This is a genomic window from Serratia sp. SM04 (genome assembly GCF_040280225.1).
Taxonomy (GTDB): domain Bacteria; phylum Pseudomonadota; class Gammaproteobacteria; order Enterobacterales; family Enterobacteriaceae; genus Serratia; species Serratia sarumanii.
The window spans coordinates 1,037,476-1,061,298 of record NZ_JBEOQT010000021.1; the positions used below are offsets into that span (position 1 = coordinate 1,037,476).

General features: G+C 59.0%; 19 protein-coding genes. 16 read left to right on the forward strand and 3 right to left on the reverse strand.

Features of this window, described 5'->3' with window-relative positions:
• Positions 1-274 precede the first annotated feature (274 nt).
• The 7 genes from ABTW55_RS19405 to tcyN all read left to right on the forward strand — a co-directional run bounded on the left by ABTW55_RS19405 (position 275) and on the right by tcyN (position 6,436).
• Positions 275-1,516: a flagellin FliC gene (locus ABTW55_RS19405; RefSeq protein WP_033647757.1), complete on the forward strand. Its 1,242-nt coding sequence runs from the start codon at positions 275-277 to the stop codon at positions 1,514-1,516.
• 182 nt (positions 1,517-1,698) lie between these two features.
• Complete coding sequence (locus ABTW55_RS19410) at positions 1,699-2,421, forward strand: RNA polymerase sigma factor FliA (protein WP_004934752.1); 723 nt, start codon at positions 1,699-1,701, stop codon at positions 2,419-2,421.
• Between the two features lie 55 nt (positions 2,422-2,476).
• Positions 2,477-2,986: a flagella biosynthesis regulatory protein FliZ gene (fliZ, locus tag ABTW55_RS19415; protein ID WP_033647756.1), complete on the forward strand. Its 510-nt coding sequence runs from the start codon at positions 2,477-2,479 to the stop codon at positions 2,984-2,986.
• Between the two features lie 123 nt (positions 2,987-3,109).
• Positions 3,110-4,102 (forward strand): D-cysteine desulfhydrase, encoded by a 993-nt coding sequence (locus ABTW55_RS19420; protein WP_025303239.1) that lies wholly within the window; start codon positions 3,110-3,112, stop codon positions 4,100-4,102.
• A gap of 115 nt (positions 4,103-4,217) precedes the next feature.
• Complete coding sequence (tcyJ, locus tag ABTW55_RS19425; protein WP_033653651.1) at positions 4,218-5,018, forward strand: cystine ABC transporter substrate-binding protein; 801 nt, start codon at positions 4,218-4,220, stop codon at positions 5,016-5,018.
• Positions 5,018-5,680: a cystine ABC transporter permease gene (gene tcyL / locus ABTW55_RS19430; protein WP_033634963.1), complete on the forward strand. Its 663-nt coding sequence runs from the start codon at positions 5,018-5,020 to the stop codon at positions 5,678-5,680. Before tcyJ ends, tcyL begins: the two co-directional genes overlap by 1 nt.
• 3 nt (positions 5,681-5,683) lie before the next feature.
• Positions 5,684-6,436: an L-cystine ABC transporter ATP-binding protein TcyN gene (tcyN, locus tag ABTW55_RS19435; protein ID WP_033647754.1), complete on the forward strand. Its 753-nt coding sequence runs from the start codon at positions 5,684-5,686 to the stop codon at positions 6,434-6,436.
• A gap of 317 nt (positions 6,437-6,753) precedes the next feature.
• Here the strand turns inward: tcyN and putA are convergent, their stop codons facing one another.
• Positions 6,754-10,725: a trifunctional transcriptional regulator/proline dehydrogenase/L-glutamate gamma-semialdehyde dehydrogenase gene (gene putA / locus ABTW55_RS19440; protein ID WP_060421488.1), complete on the reverse strand. Its 3,972-nt coding sequence runs from the start codon at positions 10,723-10,725 to the stop codon at positions 6,754-6,756.
• Positions 10,726-11,296: 571 nt separating this feature from the next.
• Here putA and putP point away from each other — a divergent pair.
• The 6 genes from putP to lpxO all read left to right on the forward strand — a co-directional run bounded on the left by putP (position 11,297) and on the right by lpxO (position 18,977).
• Positions 11,297-12,781, forward strand: a complete 1,485-nt coding sequence (gene putP / locus ABTW55_RS19445; protein ID WP_033647752.1) for a sodium/proline symporter PutP — start codon at positions 11,297-11,299, stop codon at positions 12,779-12,781.
• 237 nt (positions 12,782-13,018) lie between these two features.
• Positions 13,019-13,864: an iron uptake transporter permease EfeU gene (gene efeU / locus ABTW55_RS19450; RefSeq protein ID WP_049212392.1), complete on the forward strand. Its 846-nt coding sequence runs from the start codon at positions 13,019-13,021 to the stop codon at positions 13,862-13,864.
• A 20-nt stretch (positions 13,865-13,884) separates the two neighbouring features.
• Positions 13,885-15,021 carry an iron uptake system protein EfeO gene (gene efeO, locus ABTW55_RS19455; RefSeq protein WP_033647749.1) on the forward strand — a complete coding sequence of 379 codons (1,137 nt, stop codon included), beginning with the start codon at positions 13,885-13,887 and terminating at the stop codon, positions 15,019-15,021.
• An 11-nt stretch (positions 15,022-15,032) separates the two neighbouring features.
• Complete coding sequence (efeB, locus tag ABTW55_RS19460; RefSeq protein WP_033647748.1) at positions 15,033-16,331, forward strand: iron uptake transporter deferrochelatase/peroxidase subunit; 1,299 nt, start codon at positions 15,033-15,035, stop codon at positions 16,329-16,331.
• A 719-nt stretch (positions 16,332-17,050) separates the two neighbouring features.
• The gene (gene phoH, locus ABTW55_RS19465) at positions 17,051-17,839 is read left to right on the forward strand and encodes a phosphate starvation-inducible protein PhoH (protein WP_015378226.1); all 789 of its coding nucleotides are present in this window, start codon (positions 17,051-17,053) and stop codon (positions 17,837-17,839) included.
• Positions 17,840-18,074: 235 nt separating this feature from the next.
• On the forward strand, positions 18,075-18,977 hold the full coding sequence (gene lpxO, locus ABTW55_RS19470; RefSeq protein ID WP_033634956.1) for a lipid A hydroxylase LpxO: 903 nt from the start codon (positions 18,075-18,077) through the stop codon (positions 18,975-18,977).
• A 37-nt stretch (positions 18,978-19,014) separates the two neighbouring features.
• Here the strand turns inward: lpxO and chaA are convergent, their stop codons facing one another.
• Together chaA and ABTW55_RS19480 are read right to left on the reverse strand one after the other, a co-directional pair.
• Positions 19,015-20,118 carry a sodium-potassium/proton antiporter ChaA gene (gene chaA, locus ABTW55_RS19475; protein ID WP_033647747.1) on the reverse strand — a complete coding sequence of 368 codons (1,104 nt, stop codon included), beginning with the start codon at positions 20,116-20,118 and terminating at the stop codon, positions 19,015-19,017.
• A 294-nt stretch (positions 20,119-20,412) separates the two neighbouring features.
• Entirely contained in the window at positions 20,413-21,231 is an 819-nt protein-coding gene (locus ABTW55_RS19480) for a siderophore-interacting protein (RefSeq protein ID WP_033634954.1), read from the reverse strand.
• A 130-nt stretch (positions 21,232-21,361) separates the two neighbouring features.
• Here ABTW55_RS19480 and chaB point away from each other — a divergent pair, with 130 nt between their 5' ends.
• From chaB to cbl, 3 genes are all read left to right on the forward strand, one after another.
• Positions 21,362-21,589: a putative cation transport regulator ChaB gene (chaB, locus tag ABTW55_RS19485; RefSeq protein ID WP_033647745.1), complete on the forward strand. Its 228-nt coding sequence runs from the start codon at positions 21,362-21,364 to the stop codon at positions 21,587-21,589.
• A gap of 252 nt (positions 21,590-21,841) precedes the next feature.
• Positions 21,842-22,531: a gamma-glutamylcyclotransferase gene (locus ABTW55_RS19490; protein WP_060421485.1), complete on the forward strand. Its 690-nt coding sequence runs from the start codon at positions 21,842-21,844 to the stop codon at positions 22,529-22,531.
• A gap of 302 nt (positions 22,532-22,833) precedes the next feature.
• Positions 22,834-23,787, forward strand: coding sequence for an HTH-type transcriptional regulator Cbl (gene cbl, locus ABTW55_RS19495; RefSeq protein ID WP_033634950.1), 954 nt, complete (start codon positions 22,834-22,836; stop codon positions 23,785-23,787).
• Positions 23,788-23,823 lie beyond the last annotated feature (36 nt).

Below are 23,823 nucleotides of genomic sequence, written 5' to 3' on the forward strand. Positions count from 1 at the left end.
TCTCCTTGATAATGACTTTATTCGCTTTACGCGTTATCGGCCCAGCGGTGAAAAAGTTTACTGAAAAAAACAAAAAAACGATGGCGCAATAGAAGAGGGAAAAACCGCGTTATTTCTGCCATTGCCGGCCGCGCAAAAAATTTTAAAAAATTGCTAAAGGTTGTTAGGGGAGGGCCGATACCTGAGGGGACGGTGGTTGACGCCGTGGGCAAACAAGCCCGAACCTTTTAACTGTGTTGCGAAGAACGCAACTGACTCGTAAGGAAAGCAAACAATGGCACAAGTAATCAACACTAACAGCCTGTCGCTGATGGCGCAGAACAACCTGAACAAATCTCAGTCTTCTCTGGGCACTGCGATTGAGCGTCTGTCTTCCGGTCTGCGTATCAACAGCGCGAAAGACGATGCTGCGGGTCAGGCTATCTCCAACCGTTTCACTGCAAACATCAAAGGCCTGACTCAGGCTTCTCGCAACGCCAACGACGGTATCTCCCTGGCGCAGACCACTGAAGGCGCACTGAACGAAGTTAACGACAACTTGCAGAACATCCGTCGTCTGACCGTACAGTCTCAGAACGGTTCCAACTCTGCCAGCGACCTGCAGTCCATCCAGGACGAGATCTCTCAGCGTCTGTCTGAAATCAACCGCATCTCCGAGCAGACCGATTTCAACGGCGTGAAAGTGCTGAGCTCAGATCAGAAACTGACCATCCAGGTTGGCGCGAACGACGGCGAAACCATCGATATCGAACTGAAAGACATCAACGCTAAAACGCTGGGTCTGGAAAAGTTCAGCGTGGCTGATGGCATTGATACGACTAAAGTTGGTGCAAAAGCGACTAACGTACAAACAGGCAAAGATCTCACCATCACCAACACCACGAACAAACAAGCAAATGGTGCTGCGCCAGCCAGCTTCCTGAAGGACAATGCTACCGGTGATATCTATGCTGTTGGTACCGATGGTAAGAACTATAAAGCAACCATCGACAAAACCTCTGGTGACATCACTGCAATTGCTGCTGCTGAAACCACTGGTCTGACCGATACCAGCGCGACAACAACTGTGAAGGAAGAAGTTGCTGCAAGCGGCCCAGATGCGGCTAACCTGCACTCTTACGACAACGGTAAATCTTACGTGATCCAGGAAGGTACCGGTGCCGATGCCAAATATTTCAAGGCGAGCGTAGACGCTACCGGTAAAGTGACCAAGGGCGCTGAGCAGTCCACCGAGCCAAAAACTGCCGATCCGCTGGCGACCCTGGACAAAGCGCTGTCTCAGGTTGACTCCCTGCGTTCTTCCCTGGGTGCGGTACAGAACCGTTTCGATTCTGTTATCAACAACCTGAACAGCACCGTTAACAACCTGTCCGCTTCTCAGTCCCGTATCCAGGATGCCGACTACGCGACCGAAGTGTCCAACATGAGCCGCGCCAACATCCTGCAACAGGCTGGCACCTCTGTTCTGGCACAGGCTAACCAGTCTACTCAGAACGTTCTGTCCCTGCTGCGTTAATCGTCTCTCCCGATTAACTGTCGCAAAGAAACCCCGCCTCGGCGGGGTTTTTTTATGCTCGCGCACCGCACGGTTATTACATGGCGCAAATAAAGCCCGTTTTGTGCGACTGTTCAGCCGATTGGCATTCCGCCCCCTACGCATAATAGCGCTGACTCTCTTATCCGCAGGTTTAAGACATAGTGAGCGATCTGTATACCGCCGAAGGCGTGATGGACAAAAATTCTCTCTGGCTGCGCTACGTGCCGTTAGTGCGCCACGAGGCGTTGCGCCTGCAGGTCAGGTTGCCCGCCAGCGTGGAGCTTGACGACCTGCTGCAGGCCGGGGGAATCGGGCTACTGAACGCCGTTGAGCGTTATGACGCCCTACAGGGAACCGCCTTTACCACCTATGCGGTGCAGCGCATTCGCGGCGCGATGCTCGACGAGCTGCGCAGCCGCGACTGGGTGCCGCGCAGCGTGCGGCGCCATGCGCGCGAGGTCGCGCAGGTGATGCGGCAGCTGGAACAGCGTTACGGCCGCCCGGCGAGCGAGACGGAAGTGGCGCAGACGCTGAATATCTCGCTGGATGAGTACCGTCAAATTCTGTTGGACACCAATAACAGCCAGCTTTTCTCCTACGACGAATGGCGCGAGGAGCATGGCGAGAACGCGGAACCGATGCTGGAAGGACATGAAGAGGCCAACCCGCTGCATCACCTGTTGGAAGGCAGCCTGCGCCAGCGAGTGATCGACGCCATCGAGGCGTTGCCGGAGCGCGAAAAAATGGTGCTGACGCTGTATTACCAGGAAGAGTTGAATCTCAAGGAGATCGGCGCCGTGCTGGACGTCGGGGAATCCCGCGTCAGCCAACTGCACAGTCAGGCGATCAAGCGCCTGCGCGCGCGGCTGGCGAACGATACCTGACGGCGGCCCGCCGCCCCTCAACTCGATGACTCATGCGACAATCGGACTGCCCCTTATGCCAGGAATACTGTTGAAGAAACGGCCGCTTAGCCGTTACCTGAAAGATTACAAGCACAGCCAGACGCATTGCTCCCAGTGCGGTAAGCTGTTGGACCGCATGGCGCTGGTGTTTCGCGGCAAAATCATCAATAAAGAAGCCATCGCGCGCATGGATCAGCCGATCGACGATGCGGTCTGGCAAAACGTGCAGCATGAGCTGACCGCACTGTGCCGCTTTTGCAGCGAGATTTCCTGCAATAGCCACCCGAGTTATTTCGACATCATGGCGTTCAAGCAATATCTGTTCGAACAGACCGAGATGAGCCACAGCACCATTCGCGAGTACGTGGTGCGGCTGCGCCGGCTGGATGAAATGCTGGTGGCGCGCAATTACCCGGCGGACAAATTCGCCAACTGCGCCAGCCATCAGCGCATCATTGACGATCTGCCTAGCGCGGCGCACAACAACTACCGCATTGCGCTGCGCAAATACGATCAGTATCTCGCCTGGCAGCGCAGCTACTGAGACTTTCCCCGGCCGCTGGCCGGGATCTGCGGCTCCCCCCGTGATAAAGGATGATTATTCAGTTCACATCTGCTAAATCTATCGGTTATCAGATGTCGATATTCGATTCCCTGGGGGGAAGTAGTGAACCTGCAACAACAACTGGCGCAATTTCCGCGTCTGGATCTGGTTGGCACCGCCACACCGTTGGAAAAACTGTCCCGTCTCTCCGATTACCTCGGCCGTGAAATTTACCTTAAACGTGACGATGTCACCCCTATGGCGATGGGCGGCAACAAGCTGAGAAAGCTGGAGTTTTTGGCCGCAGATGCGCTGCGTCAAGGCGCCGATACGCTGGTCACCGCCGGCGCCATTCAATCCAACCACGTGCGCCAGACGGCGGCGGTGGCGGCGAAACTGGGCCTGCACTGCGTCGCGCTGCTGGAAAATCCCATCGATACCCGTGCGGAAAACTACCTGACCAACGGCAACCGCCTGTTGCTCGGCCTGTTCAACGCCGAGGTGGTGATGTGCGAAGCGCTGCACGATCCGCAGCAGCAGTTGGCGGAACTGGCGACGCGCCTCGAGGCACAGGGCTTCCGGCCTTACGTGGTGCCGGTGGGCGGCTCCAATGCCTTGGGCGCGTTGGGATACGTGCAGTGCGCATTAGAAATCGCCGAACAGAGCCAACGCAGCAACGTGGCGTTCAGTTCGGTGGTGGTGGCGTCCGGCAGCGCCGGCACCCATGCCGGGCTGGCGGTGGGGCTGCAACAGCTGCTGCCCGAAACCGAGTTGATCGGCGTGACGGTCTCGCGCACCGTGATCGATCAGCTGCCGAAGGTGGAGCAGATCCAGAAAGCCCTGGCCTGTTCGCTGAATATCGACGAACTGGCGCCGATCGCGCTGTGGGACGATTACTTCGCGCCGCAGTACGGCATGCCGAACGAAGAGGGCATGGCGGCGGTGCAGCTGCTGGCGCAGCAAGAAGGCGTGTTGCTGGATCCGGTATACACCGGCAAAGCGATGGCCGGTTTGATCGACGGCATCGCCCAGCGGCGTTTCCGCGACGAAGGGCCTATCCTGTTCGTCCACACCGGCGGTGCGCCGGCGCTGTTCGCCTACCATCCGCAGGTGTAAATACCGCTTGTTATTCCATTTTGAACTATATTTATAAGGTTATATTCCTTTATGCGGGCGGTCGCACTGTTAAAGTGCTGATATCAAAAAAGATAAATAACACACAGGGGTGTTTATGATGTTTGCGAAAGTTCGTCGTCAATGGCTGTTGGGCGTGGTGGGCGTCGCGTTGGCCGCCGGTTTGGCGACTCAAGCCTACGCCGCCGACAATCTGCTGCAGCAGGTGAAACAGCGCGGCACGCTGATCGTCGGGCTGGAAGGCACCTATCCGCCGTTCAGCTTCCAGGGTGAAGACGGCAAATTGACCGGTTTCGAAGTGGATTTCGCCAACGCGCTGGCGGAACATTTGGGCGTGAAGGCCAAGCTGAACCCGACCAAGTGGGACGGCATGCTGGCTTCGCTGGAATCAAAACGCATCGATGTGGTGATCAACCAGGTGACCATCTCTGATGAGCGCAAGAAGAAATATGATTTCTCCACCCCTTACACCGTTTCCGGTATTCAGGCGCTGGTGAAAAAAGGCAACGAAGGCACCATCACCAAGCCGGAAGACCTGAAGGGCAAGAAGGTCGGCGTTGGCCTGGGCACCAACTATGAGCAATGGCTGCGCGCGAACGTGCAGGGTGTGGACGTGCGTACCTACGACGACGACCCGACCAAGTATCAGGATTTGCGCGTCGGCCGCATCAACGCCATTCTGGTGGATCGCCTGGCGGCGCTGGATCTGGTGAAGAAAACCGGCGATACGCTGGCGGTAGCCGGCCCGGCGTTCTCCCGCCAGGAGTCCGGCGTGGCGCTGCGCAAGAACAACCCGGAGCTGTTGGCCGCGATTGACCAGGCGATCGCCGAGATGCAAAAAGATGGCACGCTGGCGAAGATCTCCGAGAAATGGTTTGGCGCGGACGTAACTAAATAATGCACGAAAGTATTCAACTGGCGCTGGATTCAGCGCCATTTTTATTGAAGGGCGCAATACTGACGCTTCAGCTTAGCCTGGGCGGTATGGCGTTCGGCCTGTTGCTTGGTTTTCTGCTGGCGCTGATGCGCCTTTCGCCGCTTTGGCCGCTGGCGTGGCTGTCGCGCATTTACGTGTCGCTGTTCCGCGGCACGCCGTTGATCGCCCAGCTGTTTATGATCTATTACGGTCTGCCGCAGTTCGGCATCGAGTTCGATCCTTTCCCGGCGGCGCTGATTGGCCTGTCGCTCAATACCGCCGCCTACACCTCGGAAACGCTGCGCGCGGCGATTTCGTCGATCGACAAAGGGCAGTGGGAAGCCGCCGCCAGCATCGGCATGACCCGTTGGCAAACCCTGCGCCGGGTGATCCTGCCGCAGGCGGCGCGCACCGCCTTGCCGCCGCTGGGCAACAGCTTCATCGGCCTGGTGAAAGACACCTCGCTGGCCGCCACCATTCAGGTGCCGGAGCTGTTCCGCCAGGCGCAGCTGATCACCTCGCGCACGCTGGAAGTGTTCACCATGTACCTGGCGGCATCGCTGATTTACTGGGTGATGGCGACCCTGCTTTCCGCACTGCAAAACCGTCTGGAAGCCCACGTTAATCGCCAGGATCAGGAGTAGCGCATGAGTGCCATTGAAGTTAAGCAATTGACCAAGCAGTTCAAGGGTCAGACGGTGCTGCATGGGATCGATCTGGCGGTGGACGCCGGTGAAGTGGTGGCGATCATCGGCCCGAGCGGTTCGGGGAAAACCACCTTGTTGCGCTGCATCAACCTGCTGGAGGAGCCGGATTCCGGCACCATTCGCGTCGGCGACATCCTGATCGACGGCAGCAAGCCGTTGAGCAAACAGAAAAATCAGGTGCGCGCGCTGCGTCAGCAGGTCGGTTTCGTGTTCCAGAGCTTCAACCTGTTCCCGCATCGTTCGGTGCTGGAAAACATCATCGAAGGGCCGGTGGTCGTCAAGGGCGAGGCGAAAGCCAGCGCGGAACAGCGCGCCCGCGCGTTGCTGGCCAAGGTGGGGCTGAGCGGCAAGGAGCAGGCTTATCCGCGGCGGCTGTCCGGCGGGCAACAGCAGCGAGTGGCTATTGCGCGCGCGCTGGCGATGCAGCCGGAGGTGATTTTGTTCGATGAGCCGACGTCGGCGCTCGATCCCGAGCTGGTAGGGGAAGTGCTCAATACCATGCGCTCACTGGCGGAAGAGAAACGCACCATGGTGATCGTCACCCATGAGATGAGTTTCGCCCGCGACGTGGCCGACCGGGTTATCTTTATGGATCACGGCCGCATCGTCGAACAGGGCCCGGCCAAAGCGCTGTTCGCCAACCCGCAGCACCAGCGCACTCAGCAATTCCTCGACAAGTTCCGGAATCAATAAGGCGGCGGGGGAGCTTCCCCCGCCCGCATTTACTCCGCTTTCAACAATTCGTTTCGCGCTGCGGCTGCCGTATCCCGGATGTTGCCGAACCCGAGAGTCAATGCGAATCGTAGCGGTCTGCTGCGGCTTTCAAGCAAACAAATCCGTTCTAAGCTCACCCTATTGTTATCGCCCATGAGGCGACACATCCTCATGCAAGGATAACAAGACGCTAACGGCTGGCCGGGCTGCGGGCAATAAAAAAACCCTGCACGAGTGCAGGGTTTGCGTAGCGGTGAGCCAATCAGGCGGCAATGTATGGCCGCCTTGACGATGCGTTAACCGATGGTCATCAGGCTGGCGTTACCGCCGGCGGCGGCGGTGTTGACGCTCAGCGAACGTTCGATCAGCAGGCGCTCCAACAGGATGTTGGTTTCACCGTGGGCGAAGCCTTGCACCGAGACGATGGCGCCGCCGCGCTGCGCGATCTGCTCGCACAGGGTGCGCAGCTGGTCGGCATCGCCGTGGTAGATGGCGGCGTCGAACTCGACCTTGTCCTGCTGCCAGTCTTTGCTGAAGGCGATGCGCGCCTGCACATCGTTCGGCAGGCGGCGGAACAGATTGCGCTGCAGTTCCGCTTCCGGCCACAGCGCGCTGCTGCCGACCGCCAGCACGGCGGCCAACTGGATCAGCGCGTCGGCTTCGTTATCCGCCAGGCACAGCACGCGTTCACGCGGCAGCAGGGCATAGGTATTGCGCTCGCCGGTCGGGCCCGGCAGCGGGCGTACGGTGCCACCCTGGCCTAGCTCCGCATAGCGCTGCGCCAGTGCCGCCAGTTCGCCTTGTTGGCTGGTGACCGCCCATTTCTCCAGCGATTGCAGCGCGCCCAGCAGCGGCGGCCGCGCGGTGGCTTCCATCGGGCGCTCTTCGTCCTGACGGTGCAGCGTACGTTGCAGCGCGTCGTCCGGGCGGTTGGCCAGCAGACGGTACAGGTACAGCGGGCCGCCGGCTTTCGGGCCGGTGCCCGACAGACCTTCGCCGCCGAACGGCTGCACCCCGACCACCGCGCCAACCATGTTACGGTTGACGTACAGGTTGCCGACCTTGGCGCGTTCGGTCACCCGGGCGATGGTTTCATCGATGCGGGTGTGAATGCCCAGCGTCAGGCCATAACCGGCGGCGTTGATCTGATCGACCAGCGCGTCCAGATTGTTGCGCTGGAAGCGCACCACGTGCAGCACCGGGCCGAAGATCTCTTTTTGCAGCTCGTCGAAGCTGTCGAGTTCGATCAGCGTCGGCTTGATGAAGGTGCCACGCGCCCACTCTTTCTCATCCTGCGCGCTGCCTTTGGCGGCCTGGTATACCTTGCGGCCTTTGGCGCGCATCGCCTGGATGTGGCGTTCGATGCCGGTTTTGGCGTCGGCGTCGATCACTGGGCCCACGTCGGTGGACAGGCGCTCCGGATTACCCATGCGGCATTCGGCCATCGCGCCGCGCAGCATTTGCAGCGTGTGCTCGGCCACGTCTTCCTGAATGCACAGGATACGCAGCGCGGAGCAACGCTGGCCGGCGCTGTCGAAGGCGGAGGCCACCACGTCGGTCACCACCTGCTCGGTCAGGGCGGAAGAGTCGACGATCATGGCGTTCAGGCCACCGGTTTCGGCGATCAGCGGCGTCGGGCGGCCCTGCGGATCCAGACGACCGGCGATGCTGCGCTGCAGAATACCGGCGACGTCGGTGGAGCCGGTAAACATCACGCCGCGTACGCGGGCGTCGTTGACCAGCGTTGAGCCGACGGTTTCACCCTGGCCCGGCAGCAGCTGCAGCACGCCTTGCGGAATGCCGGCTTCCAGCAGAATACGCACCGCCTGCGCGGCCACCAGCGGCGTTTGCTCGGCCGGTTTGGCCAGCACGCTGTTGCCGGCCGCCAGCGCGGCGGCGATTTGGCCGGTGAAGATCGCCAGCGGGAAGTTCCACGGGCTGATGCAGACCACCGGGCCCAGCGGGCGGTGGCTGTCGTTGGCGAAATCGTCGCGCACCTGGCCGGCGTAGTAGTGCAGGAAGTCGACCGCTTCGCGCACTTCGGCGATGGCGTTGTTGAAGGTTTTACCGGCTTCGCGCACCAGAATGCCCAGCAGGCTTTGCAGCTGGCTTTCCATCAGCTCGGCGGCGCGTTCGAGGATCGCGGCGCGCTCCGTCGGCGGCGTAGCGAACCAGATTGGGCCGGCGGCCGCGGCGGCGTCGAGCGCGCGGCTGACTTCATCTTCGGTGGCTTCACGCACGTAGCCGACCACATCGCCTGGCTCTGCCGGGTTGATCACCGGCTGCTCGACGCCCTGATCCAACTCGGCATCGATGATAGGTTCCGCGCGCCATGGATGGCTGGCGCTGGTGAGCAGGGCGCTGGAGAGCGAAGCCAGACGCTGTTCGTTGGACAGATCCAGACCGCTGGAGTTGGTGCGCTTCTCGCCGTACAGCTCGCGCGGCAGCGGAATGCGCGGGTGCGGCAGGCCAATCTGGCCTTCGCTGGCCGCCAGCGCTTCCACGGCGCTGACCGGATCGGCCACCAGCTCGTCTAGCGGCAGGGTGGCGTCGGCGATGCGGTTGACGAACGAGGTGTTGGCGCCGTTTTCCAGCAGGCGGCGCACCAGGTAAGCCAGCAGCGTTTCATGGGTGCCGACCGGCGCATAGATGCGGCAAGGGCGGTTCAGTTTGCCGTCGGCCACTTTACCCACCACCTGTTCGTACAGCGGTTCACCCATGCCGTGCAGGCACTGGAACTCATACTGGCCAGGGTAGTAGTTGTTGCCGGCCAGGTGATAGATGGCGCTCAGGGTATGGGCGTTGTGGGTGGCGAACTGCGGATAGATCAGGTTCGGCACCGACAGCAGCTTGCGGGCGCAGGCCAGGTAGGAAACGTCGGTATAGACCTTGCGGGTGTAGACCGGGTAGCCTTCCAGGCCGTCCATCTGGGCGCGTTTGATTTCGCTGTCCCAGTAGGCGCCCTTCACCAGACGGATCATCAGGCGACGGCGGCTGCGTTGCGCCATGTCGATCACCGCGTCGATGGCGAACGGACAACGTTTTTGGTAGGCCTGAATCACGAAGCCGATGCCGTTCCAGCCGGCCAGCTGCGGTTCGAAGCACAGCTTCTCCAGCAGATCGAGCGAGATCTCCAGGCGGTCGGCCTCTTCGGCGTCGATGTTGATGCCGATATCGTACTGGCGTGCCTGCAGGGTCAGCGACAGCAGGCGCGGGTAGAGCTCTTCCATGACGCGTTCGTACTGCGCGCGGCTGTAGCGCGGGTGCAGGGCGGACAGCTTGATGGAGATGCCGGGGCCTTCATAGATGCCGCGGCCGTTGGAGGCTTTGCCGATGGCGTGGATCGCCTGCTGGTAGGAAACCAGGTAGGCCTGGGCGTCGGCCTCGGTCAGGGCGGCTTCGCCCAGCATGTCGTAGGAGTAGCGGAAGCCTTTATCTTCGAGCTTGCGCGCGTTGGCCAGCGCTTCGGCGATGGTTTCGCCGGTCACGAACTGTTCGCCCATCAGGCGCATCGCCATGTCCACGCCTTTGCGGATCAGCGGTTCGCCGCTCTTGCCGATAATGCGGTTCAGCGAACGGGACAGATTGGCTTCGTTATGCGTGGACACCAGTTTGCCGGTGAACAGCAGGCCCCAGGTAGCGGCGTTGACGAACAGCGACGGGCTGCGCCCGAGGTGCGAGTGCCAGTTGCCGTTGCTGATCTTGTCGCGGATCAGGGCATCGCGGGTCGGTTTGTCCGGAATGCGCAGCAGCGCTTCCGCCAGGCACATCAGCGCCACGCCTTCCTGCGAGGAGAGGGAGAACTCTTGCAGCAGGCCTTGCACCATGCCGGCGCGGCCGTTTGCACTTTTTTGGTTACGCAACTTCTCGGCGATGCCATAGGCCATTTTGTGAGTGGCCTGTGCAAGATCGGCGGGTAATCGCGCCTGTTCGAGCAACATCGGCACCGCTTCGGTCTCCGGGCGACGATAGGCGGCGGTGATGGCGGCGCGGGTGACCGACTGCGGCAGAATTTGTTCGGCGAAATCGAGGAATGGCTGGTGTGACTCTTCCTGCGCTTGCGGCATAATGTCGTCCGCTTCAGGCTGGCCTGCAGCGGCCAGCGCTGGAATTTCAGGAATATCGGTACCGCTCTCGAGACGCTCGAGGTAATTAAAGATGGCCTGCTTGATGAGCCAGTGCGGCGTGCGATCGATGCGCTGCGCGGCGCTCTTGATCCGGTCGCGTGTTGCCTCGTCGAGTTTCACGCCCATTGTGGTAGTGCCCATGCCAATCCAACTCCTGTGTTTAGAACCTATCCCAACAGGCTAGACAAACGGCAGGCCGGAAAGCCTGTTGGGATAGGTTCGTGAGATGTGTGGGGTTAAGAATGCAGACAATATCCTGCATGTTGCAACTTTGTGCAACCTTGTTAAATCAGGCTGATGAGCGAAGTGTGAGTTTCATCGATTTTTTAACATCGGCAGTTGGCATGAATGTTGCGTTATTGAGCGAACGCGGCGGGGTTTATGCGGCCGCAGGCGTTTTACCTTGCGGTATATAAGGGTAATGACCGGGTGCAACTCATTTTGCTTGTCGTGAGTGCAACCTTTGAGCCCGGTAAATGTGACGCAGGGTAAACTTTGTGTAACTTTGTTGTTAAATATCTTGTTGGTTGATGAAAGGCTCATCTAGGATAACCGACGGTCAACAATTACGGGCAGAAACTATTTTACCTGCACTCGCTCGCAGGCTGCGCCACGTTCCGGCGCGGCGGCCAGTGAAATGCATTGCGCGTGGGTTTACCGGCGCCGGCGTGGCCGGAGCGAAACGCGAATAATAATGAAAGTGGAGAATTAAATGACAATGAGCACACCTATGCTGGTGACCTTCCTGGTGTACATTTTCGGGATGGTGCTGATCGGCCTGCTTGCCTACCGGGCAACCAACAACTTTGATGACTATATTCTCGGCGGCCGCAGTTTGGGCAGCGTGGTGACCGCGCTGTCCGCCGGCGCTTCCGACATGAGCGGCTGGCTGCTGATGGGCCTGCCGGGCGCCATCTTCCTCTCCGGCATCTCCGAAAGCTGGATCGCCATCGGCCTGACCATCGGCGCTTACCTGAACTGGAAGCTGGTGGCAGGAAGGCTGCGCGTGCATACCGAAGCCAACAACAACGCCCTGACGCTGCCGGACTATTTCACCAGCCGCTTTGAAGACAACAGCAAGCTGCTGCGGGTGATCTCGGCCATCGTCATCCTGGTGTTCTTCACCATTTACTGCGCCTCCGGCATCGTGGCCGGCGCGCGCCTGTTCGAAAGCACCTTCGGCATGAGCTACGAAACCGCCCTGTGGGCCGGCGCCGCAGCGACCATCCTGTATACCTTTATCGGCGGTTTCCTGGCGGTGAGCTGGACCGACACCGTGCAGGCCAGCCTGATGATTTTCGCGCTGATCCTGACGCCGGTGATCGTGATCTTCGCCGTCGGCGGCATCGATACCTCGATGCTGGTGATCCAGGCGCAGAACCCGGCCAACCTCGACATGCTGAAGGGGCTGAACTTCGTCGCCATCCTGTCGCTGCTGGGTTGGGGCCTGGGCTACTTCGGCCAGCCGCACATCCTGGCGCGTTTCATGGCGGCGGATTCTCACCGCACCATCCGCAGCGCGCGCCGCATCAGCATGACCTGGATGATCCTGTGCCTCGCCGGCACCATCGCCGTCGGTTTCTTCGGCATCGCTTACTTCGCCAATAACCCGGATCAAGCCGGCAACGTGTCGCAGAACGGCGAACGCGTGTTCATCGAGCTGGCGATGCTGCTGTTCAACCCATGGGTGGCGGGCGTGCTGCTGTCGGCGATCCTGGCTGCGGTCATGAGTACGCTGAGCTGCCAGCTGCTGGTGTGCTCCAGCGCGATCACCGAAGACCTGTATAAGGCGTTCCTGCGCAAAGGCGCCAGCCAGCGTGAGCTGGTGTGGGTCGGCCGCGTGATGGTGCTGGTGGTGGCGTTGATCGCCATCGCGCTGGCGGCTAACCCGGAGAACCGCGTGCTGGGCCTGGTGAGCTACGCCTGGGCAGGTTTCGGCGCCGCCTTCGGCCCGGTCGTGCTGATCTCGGTGCTGTGGTCGCGCATGACCCGCAACGGCGCGCTGGCCGGCATGCTGGTCGGCGCGGTGACGGTTATCGTCTGGAAACAGTACGAATGGCTGGGCCTGTATGAAATCATCCCGGGCTTTATTCTGGGCTGCCTCGCTATCGTGGTAGTGAGCCTGATGGGCCGCCGGCCATCCGCCACCATGACCGAGCGTTTCGATCAGGCGGAAGCCGAGTATAAAACGGTATAACGCCGTTCGATGTCAGTCAGCAAGGGGCGCGTAACGCGCCCTTTTTTTTGCCTGCCGATCGCCGTCATCCAACACCTGGTGACATTTGATTAGAAAAAATCACGCTGGCGCCTCTTGTATTTCTTCTTGGCAGAATGATAATCACTCTCGTTGCATTTTACGTTTCTTTACAGAGTTGCGCAGCGCATGTCGAGCCAGCTTTCTCTGCCGCCGCGGTCTTTTCAGGGGTGATTATTTATGTTCGTTCCCTTTCTTATCATGTTCCGTGAAGGGCTGGAGGCCGCGCTGATCGTCAGCCTGATCGCCAGCTACCTGAAACGCACGCAGCGCAGCCAATGGCTGGGCGCGGTGTGGATCGGCGTGATTGTCGCCGCGGCGCTGTGTCTGGCGCTCGGCATCTTCATCAATGAAACCACCGGCGAGTTCCCGCAGAAGCAGCAGGAGCTGTTCGAAGGCATCGTCGCGGTGGTGGCGGTACTGATCCTCACCTATATGGTGTTCTGGATGCGCAAAGTGTCCAAGTCGGTCAAGGTGCATCTGGAAGGGGCGATCGATCAGGCGCTCAGCGCCGGCAAAGGGCAGGGTTGGGCGCTGGTGGCGATGGTGTTCTTCGCCGTGGCGCGCGAAGGGCTGGAGTCGGTGTTCTTCCTGCTGGCGGCGTTCCAGCAAGACGTGGGCGCCGCGGCGCCGATCGGCGCGGTGCTCGGCCTGGCGGCCGCCATCGTGCTGGGCATGATGATTTACTGGGGCGGGGTGAAGCTGCACCTGGCCAAATTCTTCAAATGGACCAGCCTGTTCATTCTGTTCGTCGCCGCCGGGCTGGCCGCGGGGGCGATCCGCGCCTTCCATGAGGCCGGTCTGTGGAACCACTTCCAGGACATCGCCTTCGATTTCAGCAGCACCCTGTCGACCCATTCGCTGTTCGGCACCCTGCTGGAAGGCATTCTCGGTTATCAGGAAGCGCCGACGGTCAGCGAAGTGGCGGTCTACTTCCTGTATCTGATCCCGGCGCTGATTTTCTTTTTCCTGCCGCAGCGCGCGGAGCCGGCAGCGGCTCCGGCGCAACGTAAAATCAATCATTAATGTTTAATAGGGAATCTCGTATGTCTACTCCGTTATTTCGCCGCAAGGCGTTGCACGCAGCATTACTGGCTATCCCAGCGTTTGCGCTGAGCATCGATGCGCTGGCGGCGGACGTGCCGCAGGTCAAGGTCACGGTCAACGACAAGCAGTGCGAACCGATGCAGCTGACCGTGCCGGCCGGCAAGACGCAGTTTGTGGTGCATAACACCAGCCAGAAAAACGTCGAATGGGAAATCCTGAAAGGGGTGATGGTGGTGGAAGAGCGCGAGAACATCGCGCCGGGCTTCACCCAGAAAATGACAGCCACGCTGGAAGCGGGCGAATATGATATGACCTGCGGGCTGCTGAGCAATCCAAAAGGCAAACTGACCGTCACTGCGGCGGCCAACGGCGCCACCGACGGCAAGCCGAGCGCGCTGGATCTGGTTGGCCCGATCGCCGAATACAAAGTCTACGTCACCAAAGAAGTCGATGGGCTGGTGAAACAGACCAAGCTGTTCACCGACGCGGTGAAGGCCGGCAACGTGGAGCAAGCGCGCAAGCTGTATGCGCCGACCCGTCAGCACTATGAGCGCATCGAGCCGATCGCCGAGCTGTTCTCCGATCTGGACGGCAGTATCGACGCCCGTGAAGACGACTACGAGAAGAAATCGGCGGACCCTAACTTCACCGGTTTCCACCGTCTGGAGAAGGCGCTGTTTGCCGACAACTCGACCAAAGACATGGATAAATACGCCGATCGGCTGTATCAGGACACCGTTGAGCTGCAAAAACGCGTGGGTGAACTGACCTTCCCGCCGAGCAAGGTGGTGGGCGGCGCAGCCGGGCTGATCGAAGAAGTGGCGGCCAGCAAGATCAGCGGTGAAGAAGACCGCTATAGCCGCACCGACCTGTGGGATTTCCAGGCCAACGTCGACGGCGCGCAGAAGATCGTCAACCTGCTGCGTCCGCTGCTGGTCAAGGCCAACAAGCCGCTGCTGGACAAGATTGACGCCAACTTCAAAACCGTGGACACCATTTTGGCGAAGTACAAAACCAAAGAGGGCTATGAGTCCTACGAGAAGCTGAGCGAAGCCGATCGCAACGCGTTGAAAGGGCCGATCACCACGCTGGCGGAAGACCTTTCTCAACTGCGCGGCGTGTTGGGCCTGGACTGAGGCATAGGATTATGAGCAACAAGGCAGGCCCGAACAGCGGGCCGCATCCGCAATCGCAGGGGGCGGCCTCGCCTTCGCGGCGCCGTTTGCTGCAAGGGCTGGGGCTGGGCGCACTGGCGCTGGGCGGCAGCCGCCTGGCGCAGGCGGCGGGCAACGCGGCGGAGCCGTTGGCGACGCCGCAGGATGAGCGTTGGCAGAAACAGCCGTTTTATGGTCGCCATCAGGCTGGGGTGCTGACGCCGCAACAGGCGGCGATGATGCTGGTGGCGTTCGACGTGCTGGCGACCAGCAAAGCGGATCTGGAGCGTCTGTTCCGGCTGCTGACCGATCGCATCGCGTTCCTGACCCACGGCGGCAAGGCGCCGGAAGTGGATGCCAAGCTGCCGCCGCTCGATTCGGGCATCATGGGGCCGGAGATTTACCCGGACAACCTGACCATCACCGTTTCGGTCGGCGCATCGCTGTTCGACGAACGCTTTGGCCTGCAGGCGCAAAAACCGCTGCGGTTGCAGAAGATGACGCGCTTCCCCAACGATGCGCTGGACGCCGCGCTGTGCCACGGCGACCTGCTGCTGCAGATCTGCGCCAACACCAATGAAACCGCTCTCCACGCGCTGCGCGATATCATCAAGCATTCGCCGGATCTGCTCAGCGTGCGCTGGAAGCGGGAAGGGTTCATCTCGGCGCATGCGGCGCGCAGCAAAGGCAAAGAAACGCCGATTAACCTGCTGGGCTTCAAAGACGGCACCGCCAACCCGAAAACCGACGACACACCGCTGATGGATAAAGTGGTTTGGGTTGGCGACGGCGCCGGCGAGCCGGCGTGGACGGCGGGCGGCAGCTACCAGGCGGCGCGCATTATTCGCTTCCGCGTCGAGTTTTGGGATCGCACGCCGTTGCAGGAGCAGGAAACCATCTTTGGCCGCGAAAAGCACAGCGGCGCGCCGCTCGGCATGAAGCATGAACATGACGAGCCGAACTACGCGAACGATCCCGACGGCAAGGTGATACCGATGGACGCGCACATTCGGTTGGCGAACCCCCGCACGCCGGAAAGCCAAAGCAACCTGATGCTGCGGCGCGGCTACAGCTATTCCCTTGGCGTCTCGAATGCCGGGCAGCTGGAAATGGGGCTGCTGTTCGTCTGCTATCAGGCCGATCTGGAAAAAGGATTCCTGACGGTGCAAAAAAGGCTCAACGGCGAAGCGCTGGAGGAATACATCAAGCCGATCGGCGGCGGGTATTTCTTCGTATTGCCGGGCGTGAAAGAGGGCGGCGACTATCTGGCCAGCGGCTTGCTCAAGGCCTGAGTGCGCAATGACGAGGCGCGATCTTCCGCCTCGTTTTACTTTGTATTGCCTATTGCGCGGGACATTGCGCGACGAAGTTCAATTCGATGCTTTGCCTGCGGATTAAAAAAATCTGCACGGCTCACCGGCTTTGGATTGCGCAAAATTTAATCGAGAAACCAAAGTGTCATTTGCGGTTTTTAATTGCAATTCATTGATATTTTGGGGGTAAAAATTTTTCTGGAATGACGTGTAGAGCGTGATATAGTGTTTTAGCGCCAACTGAAAACAAAAGATATTAAAATTTTTTACATTTTAGTAACGCGACGAGATTGAATGTCATTATACTGTAATCGTCTGGCGGTAGTTTTCACACGGTGCACAGCTTGAAGCTGTAAATATCACTGCGGGGATCGCTAATGGTAAAGTCCTTGGTTGGGCTGGAAAGAAAAAATAACACATCTCACCTGATTTCTCGTTGTAACGAGGGTTCTCTCTCCGACTCTCTTTTACCGGCAACTCCGCACTCTTATCGCTACCGAATCTCATCACTTTTTACTCCACGTTTACAGATGCAGTCCGCGTTGTCCCGTGAAGACACGGCGCTTAAGCGTTGCCGTCAATTCACCTTGTCCCTTGGCTCTTATTGGCTCGGAGGAGGCCAAAACCTAATACGTGTGTGAAACATAATCGCGCGGCCAGGCCGTTGCGGTAGGTGAAACAAACTGTAAGGTGCCACTATGGGTAGACAGAAAGCAGTGATCAAAGCACGTCGTGAAGCGAAACGCGTTATTCGTCGTGACGCTCGTAGTCATCGCCAGCTGGAAGAAGAGTCTGTGACCTCGCTGGTGCAAATGGGGGGAGTCGAGTCTATCGGCATGGCGCGAGACAAGCGCGATAGCTCACCCATCGAGGCTAGAACCGAAGCTCAGGGTCATTACTTATCAGCCATAGAGAATAAGCAGCTGATCTTCGCCACCGGCGAAGCCGGCTGTGGCAAAACATTCATCAGCGCCGCCAAGGCGGCGGAGGCGCTGATTCATAAAGAGGTGGATCGGATTATCGTTACCCGTCCTGTTTTGCAGGCGGATGAAGACCTCGGTTTCTTGCCGGGGGATATCTCCGAGAAGTTCGCGCCTTATTTCCGCCCGGTGTATGACATTCTGGTACGTCGTTTAGGATCTTCCTTTATGCAGTACTGCCTGCGCCCGGAAATCGGCAAGGTAGAGATTGCGCCGTTCGCTTATATGCGCGGGCGCACCTTCGAAAATGCGGTCGTTATCCTGGATGAAGCCCAGAACGTGACCGCCAGCCAAATGAAAATGTTCCTGACCCGCCTGGGAGAAAACGTGACGGTTATCGTTAACGGCGACGTGACCCAGTGCGACTTGCCGCGCGGCGTGAAATCCGGCCTCAGCGATGCCCTGGAGCGCTTCGAAGAGGACGAGATGATCGGCGTTATCCGCTTTGAAAAACAGGACTGCGTGCGTTCCGCTTTGTGCCAGCGCACGCTCAACGCTTACAGTTAACCTATCCGCTAATGGAAAGGCCGCTTCGGCGGCCTTTTTTATCGCCCCTCATTTATCATTTCGTTTAACCTTTGTGTAAATTATTGTGGTTTTTTGTATAGATTTTCGTTGAGTTAGCGTCAATGATTAGTGAGTGCCAGATTGGCGCGCAATTTGCCTGTGCCGCCAAAAGGACATTATCTGGGGTGTGCGCCGTGCGGCGCATAGCGTGTAGGTTCCTTGATGCGATTCAAACATGAAATACATCGTTCTGATTTTGCTTATTTTATGCGTCGTCTATGTGCATTACCGCGGACGGGTGCGCTACAACGTGTGGCGGCAGCTGTCTGACCATTCCACCTTTACCGCACCATTGAACGTCTTCATGTATCTGTTTTCCCGCGTGCCGACCACGCCGTACCTGAAGCCGGAGCAGTTTCCTGAGCTGGCGGTGTTGAGAGATAACTGGGAAACCATCCGCGACGAAGGACAGAAGCTGATGGAGATCCAGCAGATCAAGGCGTCCGATCAATTCAACGACGCCGGTTTCAACTCGTTTTTCAAGACCGGTTGGAAGCGCTTTTATCTGAAATGGTATGAAGACAGCCATCCTTCGGCCATGACCCTGTGCCCGCAGACCACGGAACTGCTGCGCAGTCTGCCTTCGGTCAAGGCGGCGATGTTCGCCGAACTGCCGGACGGCAGCCGTTTGCCGCGCCACCGCGACCCTTACGCCGGTTCGCTGCGTTATCACCTGGGGCTGATTACCCCCAACGATGACCGCTGCTTCATTGAGGTGGACGGCGAGCGCTACAGCTGGCGCGACGGGGAAGGCGTGATGTTCGATGAAACCTATCTGCACTACGCGGAAAACCAGAGCGGGCAGAACCGTCTGATCCTGTTCTGCGACATCGAACGGCCGATGCGCTACCGCTGGGCGCAGGCGGTGAACCACTGGCTGGGGCGCAATCTGATGAGCGCCGCCACCGCGCCGAATGAAGAGGGCGATCGCACCGGCGGCGTCAACAAGATGTTCAAATACATCTATGCGATACGCCGGGTGGGGAAACGCCTAAAGGCCTGGAATCGCACCGGTTACTACATCATCAAGTGGATTTTGTTCGGGGGGATCGCCGCGGCGATATTCTTCTCGGTATAAACGAAGGCGGGGGCGCACGGTGTGCGCCCCTTTTTGATCAGGCGAAGATAGTCATCATGTAGGCGGCGAACAGCGCCAGGTGGGCGGTGCCGTTCAGCACGTTGGTGCGGCCGGTCGAGAACGACAGCTGGCACAGCAGCAACACCGTCAGCATCACCACGATATGCGGCGTTTGCAGGCCGAAGATCAGCGTCTGCCCGGTCAGGGTGGCGATGATGGTGACCGCCGGCACGGTCAGGGAGATGGTCGCCAGCACCGAGCCGAAGAACAGGTTCATGGCGCGTTGCACCTGATTGTTCAACACGGCGCGCAGCGCGCCCAGCCCTTCAGGCGACAGGATCAGCAGCGCCACCAGGAAACCGGTGAACTGCGCCGGCGCGTTCATTTTGGTCAACAGACCTTCCAGCGGATTGGCGTTGAACTTGGTGACGGCGATAACCGCGATCAGGTGCACGATGAGCCAGGCGGCATGCCAGGCGCTGCTGTGGGAAGAAGGCTTGCCGTGATGCGGGTCGCCGTCGTCGTCTTCATGCTCGTACACGAACAGGCTCTGGTGGGTTTTGGTCTGGATCACCAGGAACACGCCATACATGGCGGCGGAGATCAGCGCTACCAACAGCGCTTGCCCGGTGCTGAAGTTGCCGCCCGGCAGCGCGCTCGGGAATACCAGCACAATCACCGCCAGCGGGAAAATCGCCATCAGGTACTGTTTGATGCCGCCCAGATTGACGTACTGGGTGGCGAATTTGCGCCCGCCGAGCAGCAGCGCGAAGCCGACCAGGCCGGCGGAAACGATCATGATGATGGAGTACAGCGTGTCGCGCATCAGCGCCGGCGCGGCGTCGCCGGTGGCCATCAGTGCCGAGATCAGGCTGACCTCGAGGATCACCACCGACAGGCTGAGGATCAGCGAGCCGTAGGGTTCGCCCAACCGGTGAGCCAGCACGTCGGCGTGACGTACCACGCTGAAGGCGCTGCTGAGGATCCCCACCAGCGCGAGAATATTGATGCCGACGATCAGCGGAAAGTTAGCGGTGCTGCTCCACAGATTCAACACCACCAGCGCGGCGATGGGAAAGATCAGCGAGTATTCGGTGTGGCGAGATTTGGTGGATCGGCCAGGATCGTGTTGCGACTTCATGAGGGTGGCACTCCTTCTCAAACAGCGTAGCCCGTCGGCGCCGGTCGCCGTGGCACGGCAACTCTGCGTTTCCAGTAGGTATTTTATATTAGGATACACCCGCGGCGCCGGTGTGATGTTGTTTTTATCTGAGAAAGCAATTGCTTGCTTTATGTGATCAGGGTAGCAAAAAAACCGCACGGGGTGCGGTTTTATTTACTTACTTTTACGCAGTAACGCCAATTTTTAACGTTAGATTTGAGAAAAGTTGTGTTTACTCATTTACCGCTTGGTTAATAAAGGAAAATGAGACCGTCAGTCATCAATATTATCCATGATTTCATGCCGTTTATTGTGGTAACCCTCTTCATTTAGCCCCTCACGCCAGTAAGGTACGGCATAAAGACGATTGCGATCGCATTGGCGTTCACGGCGCAGGTAGCGGCGCAACCCCACCACCAGGCGATCTTCACCGGCGAGCCAGAAGTGCGCTTCGCCCTGCGGCAGGGACTGTGCGCGGAACTGAGCGATCAGTTCGTCGGTTTTCTCCGTGCCGCCGACGATCCAATTGACTTCAACATCAGCGGGTTTTTTCAGGTCAATCATGTCAGCGGTGCTGTCGACGCGGACGAAAGCGCGCCCGGCGCTGTGCGGCGGCAGGTTTTCCAGCAGCGCGGCCAGCGCAGGCAGCGAGGAAGGATCGCCCGCCAGGCAGTAGAAATCGGCCGCCGGCAGCATCGGTTTGGGGCCGCCCGGGTTGCTGATGCCGATTTTATCGCCGATTTTCGCCTGGCGCGCAAAGTCGACCGCTGGGCCTCGGTGATCGTGAATCGCAAATTCGATGTCCACTTCCGCCTGTTCCGGGCGCACGGCGCGAATAGAATAGGTGCGCACGATCGGGCGCACGGCGTCCGCGGCCCAGCGCGGGCCGTTTTCGGTCAGCGTCGGCAGATCCGGCTGAGTTTGGTCGGCGAGCGGCAAAAAGACTTTGATGTGCGCAGCGGCGGCGTTGGCCGGGTAGTAGCGCAGATCGGGCGCGGTAAAGGTGATGCGGCGCAGGTGCGGCGTAATGTCCTGCACGGCGCTGACGGCGATCAGGTAGGGGGCGCGTGAGCGAGGGGCTTCGGTAGTCACGGGGATCTCCTTATAGTTCGTTTGGCGGTGAGTATACCATGCCGTTTGATAATGAGAATTGTTTGCTCATTGAGGCGCAACTGCGTGTGAGCTAGGCTTAAGGTTCACGCAATACGCACGGGAGGACGTGATGCCATACCAAGACACGAACGACTTGCCGGACAATGTGAAGCATGTGCTGCCGGCCCATGCGCAGGCGATTTATAAAGAAGCGTTCAACAGCGCCTGGCAACAATATCGGGATCCTGAAGATCGACGCGGTGACGCCGGCCGGGAAGAGACGGCGCACAAGGTGGCCTGGGCAGCGGTCAAACAAAGCTATCGCAAGGGTGACGATGAGCGCTGGCACAAAAAGTAACGCCTTTCATGCCCGGTAAAAATCGCGCAGACGTTATGCTGACCTCGGCAATTAATATTATTGCTGCTCAGTACAAATACTTTTCCACGTTAACGCCGCTTTGCAACTTGATTGCGCGGCGGGAAAAGAATATGGTCATTATTAATCGGAGCGGTTATTGAATTAATAAAATTCCGCACTAAAAAATAAAATTGCAAAGGTTCAGTAGTGGCGAGGGAGGACGAGAAATCGTATTCCCGGGAGGTTGTAACAGTGTTAACGCGAGATTTTCTGCAAAAAGCGGATTGCAAAACCGCCTTTGGCGCTATTGAGGAGTCGCTGTTGCTGACGCCTGAACAGCGCGCAGCCTCGTTGGCGTGCACATTATCGCGCCGGCCGGATCACAGCCCGGTATGGGTATTCGGTTACGGTTCGCTGATGTGGAATCCGGTTTTCGAATCGGAAGAAGTGCGGCCAGCCATACTGCAGGGCTGGCATCGGGCGTTCTGCATGCGTTTGACCGCCGGGCGCGGCACGCTTCATCAGCCGGGGCGCATGCTGGCGCTGAAAGAGGGCGGCCAGACCACCGGATTGGCGTTTCGTCTGCCGGAGAGCAAGCTGCGCGAAGAGCTGGAGCTGCTGTGGAAGCGCGAGATGATCACCGATTGCTACGTGCCGACCTGGTGTGAGCTGCAGCTGGAGGGCGATGAGGCCGTCACGGCGCTGGTGTTCGTGATGAACCCGCAGCATCCGCTGTTTGAAGCAGACACCAGCCACCAGGTGATCGCGCCATTGATCGCCAGCGCCAGCGGCCCGCTGGGCACCAACGCGCAATACCTGTTTGCGCTGGATAACGAGCTGAAGCACCACGGCATGCAGGATGATTGCATCGGCGATCTGGTGCGTTACGTGCAGCAATGGTTGCAGCAGAACCGCCCCGGCGCTTTCGGGGCCACGGCCTGAGGCGTTGGCGGGGCGGCAGACAGTAAAGGGCTCAGCGTGCGGAGCCCTTTTTCATATATCTAATACCTCTATTTAATAACTTTATTCTGCATGATTATTTAAGCCTGTCTCTTTGTGTGGTTATTTATCTCGTTATTTTTAAAGCCATTCATCATTTTCCTCCGTCTTCACACCCCGAGAGTCACGATAAATAATTCACTTAGTATTAAATTGCATAACTAAAGGCTATTTCTTATTTGTTCAGCCCCGCAGGACTCCGTATCAATATGGCAGACGCTACCGCAAGAAACAGGGAGACGGGGATGAACTTTCAACAATTAAAAATTATTCGCGAATCGGCGCGCTGCAACTACAACCTGACCGAGGTCGCCAATACCTTATTTACTTCGCAGTCCGGCGTCAGCCGGCATATTCGCGAGCTGGAAGAAGAGCTGGGCATCGAAATATTCATTCGCCGCGGCAAACGGCTGTTGGGCATGACCGAGCCCGGCAAAGAGCTGCTGGTGGTGGCGGAACGCATTCTCAACGACGCCAACAACATCCGTCGCCTGGCGGACGTCTTCAGCAGCAACGATTCGGGGCAGCTGCATATCGCGACGACGCACACCCAGGCGCGCTACAGCCTGCCGGGAGTAATCAAAGAGTTTCGCGCGCTTTATCCACGGGTGCGGGTGGTGCTCAATCAGGGCAGCCCCGAAGAGATCGTCTCGATGCTGGCCGCCGGCGAAGCCGATATCGGCATCGCCAGCGAGCGGCTGATGAGCGACGAGTCGCTGGCGGCGTTCCCGTACTACCGCTGGCATCACACCATTTTGGTGCCGGAAGGGCACGAATTGACGCGCCAGCCGCAGGTGACGCTGGAGATGCTCAGCACCTTGCCGCTGATCACTTACCGCCAGGGCATTACCGGGCGCGCGAAGCTGGATGCGGCGTTCAAAGCGGCGGGCCTGACGCCGGACATCGCGCTCAGCGCGCAGGATTCCGACGTAATTAAAACCTACGTCGAACTGGGATTGGGCGTGGGCGTGCTGGCGGACATGTCGTATGAAAAAGAGCGCGATCGCGGGTTGGTGAGCCTCAACGCCGAGCACCTGTTTGAACCCAATACGGTATGGCTGGGCCTCAAGCGCAGCCAGCTGCAGCGCAACTATGCCTGGCGCTTTATCCAACTGTGCAACCCGACGCTGTCGCTGACCGAAATCAAGGACAAGGTTTTCTCGTCGCAGCTGGATGCGGTGATTGACTACCAGATTTAATCGGACAGCTGGGCCCCGCCGGATTGCCACGGGGAA

Excerpts from the sequence above, each read along its gene's own strand:
- tcyN (WP_033647754.1), top strand. The coding sequence starts at position 5,684 with ATGAGTGCCATTGAAGTTAAGCAATTGACCAAGCAGTTCAAGGGTCAG.
- ABTW55_RS19405 (WP_033647757.1), top strand. The coding sequence starts at position 275 with ATGGCACAAGTAATCAACACTAACAGCCTGTCGCTGATGGCGCAGAAC.
- fliZ (WP_033647756.1), top strand. The coding sequence starts at position 2,477 with ATGCCAGGAATACTGTTGAAGAAACGGCCGCTTAGCCGTTACCTGAAA.
- efeB (WP_033647748.1), top strand. The coding sequence starts at position 15,033 with ATGAGCAACAAGGCAGGCCCGAACAGCGGGCCGCATCCGCAATCGCAG.
- lpxO (WP_033634956.1), top strand. The coding sequence starts at position 18,075 with ATGAAATACATCGTTCTGATTTTGCTTATTTTATGCGTCGTCTATGTG.
- efeU (WP_049212392.1), top strand. The coding sequence starts at position 13,019 with ATGTTCGTTCCCTTTCTTATCATGTTCCGTGAAGGGCTGGAGGCCGCG.
- chaB (WP_033647745.1), top strand. The coding sequence starts at position 21,362 with ATGCCATACCAAGACACGAACGACTTGCCGGACAATGTGAAGCATGTG.
- putP (WP_033647752.1), top strand. The coding sequence starts at position 11,297 with ATGACAATGAGCACACCTATGCTGGTGACCTTCCTGGTGTACATTTTC.
- efeO (WP_033647749.1), top strand. The coding sequence starts at position 13,885 with ATGTCTACTCCGTTATTTCGCCGCAAGGCGTTGCACGCAGCATTACTG.
- putA (WP_060421488.1), bottom strand. The coding sequence starts at position 10,725 with ATGGGCACTACCACAATGGGCGTGAAACTCGACGAGGCAACACGCGAC.
- tcyJ (WP_033653651.1), top strand. The coding sequence starts at position 4,218 with ATGATGTTTGCGAAAGTTCGTCGTCAATGGCTGTTGGGCGTGGTGGGC.
- tcyL (WP_033634963.1), top strand. The coding sequence starts at position 5,018 with ATGCACGAAAGTATTCAACTGGCGCTGGATTCAGCGCCATTTTTATTG.
- chaA (WP_033647747.1), bottom strand. The coding sequence starts at position 20,118 with ATGAAGTCGCAACACGATCCTGGCCGATCCACCAAATCTCGCCACACC.
- phoH (WP_015378226.1), top strand. The coding sequence starts at position 17,051 with ATGGGTAGACAGAAAGCAGTGATCAAAGCACGTCGTGAAGCGAAACGC.
- cbl (WP_033634950.1), top strand. The coding sequence starts at position 22,834 with ATGAACTTTCAACAATTAAAAATTATTCGCGAATCGGCGCGCTGCAAC.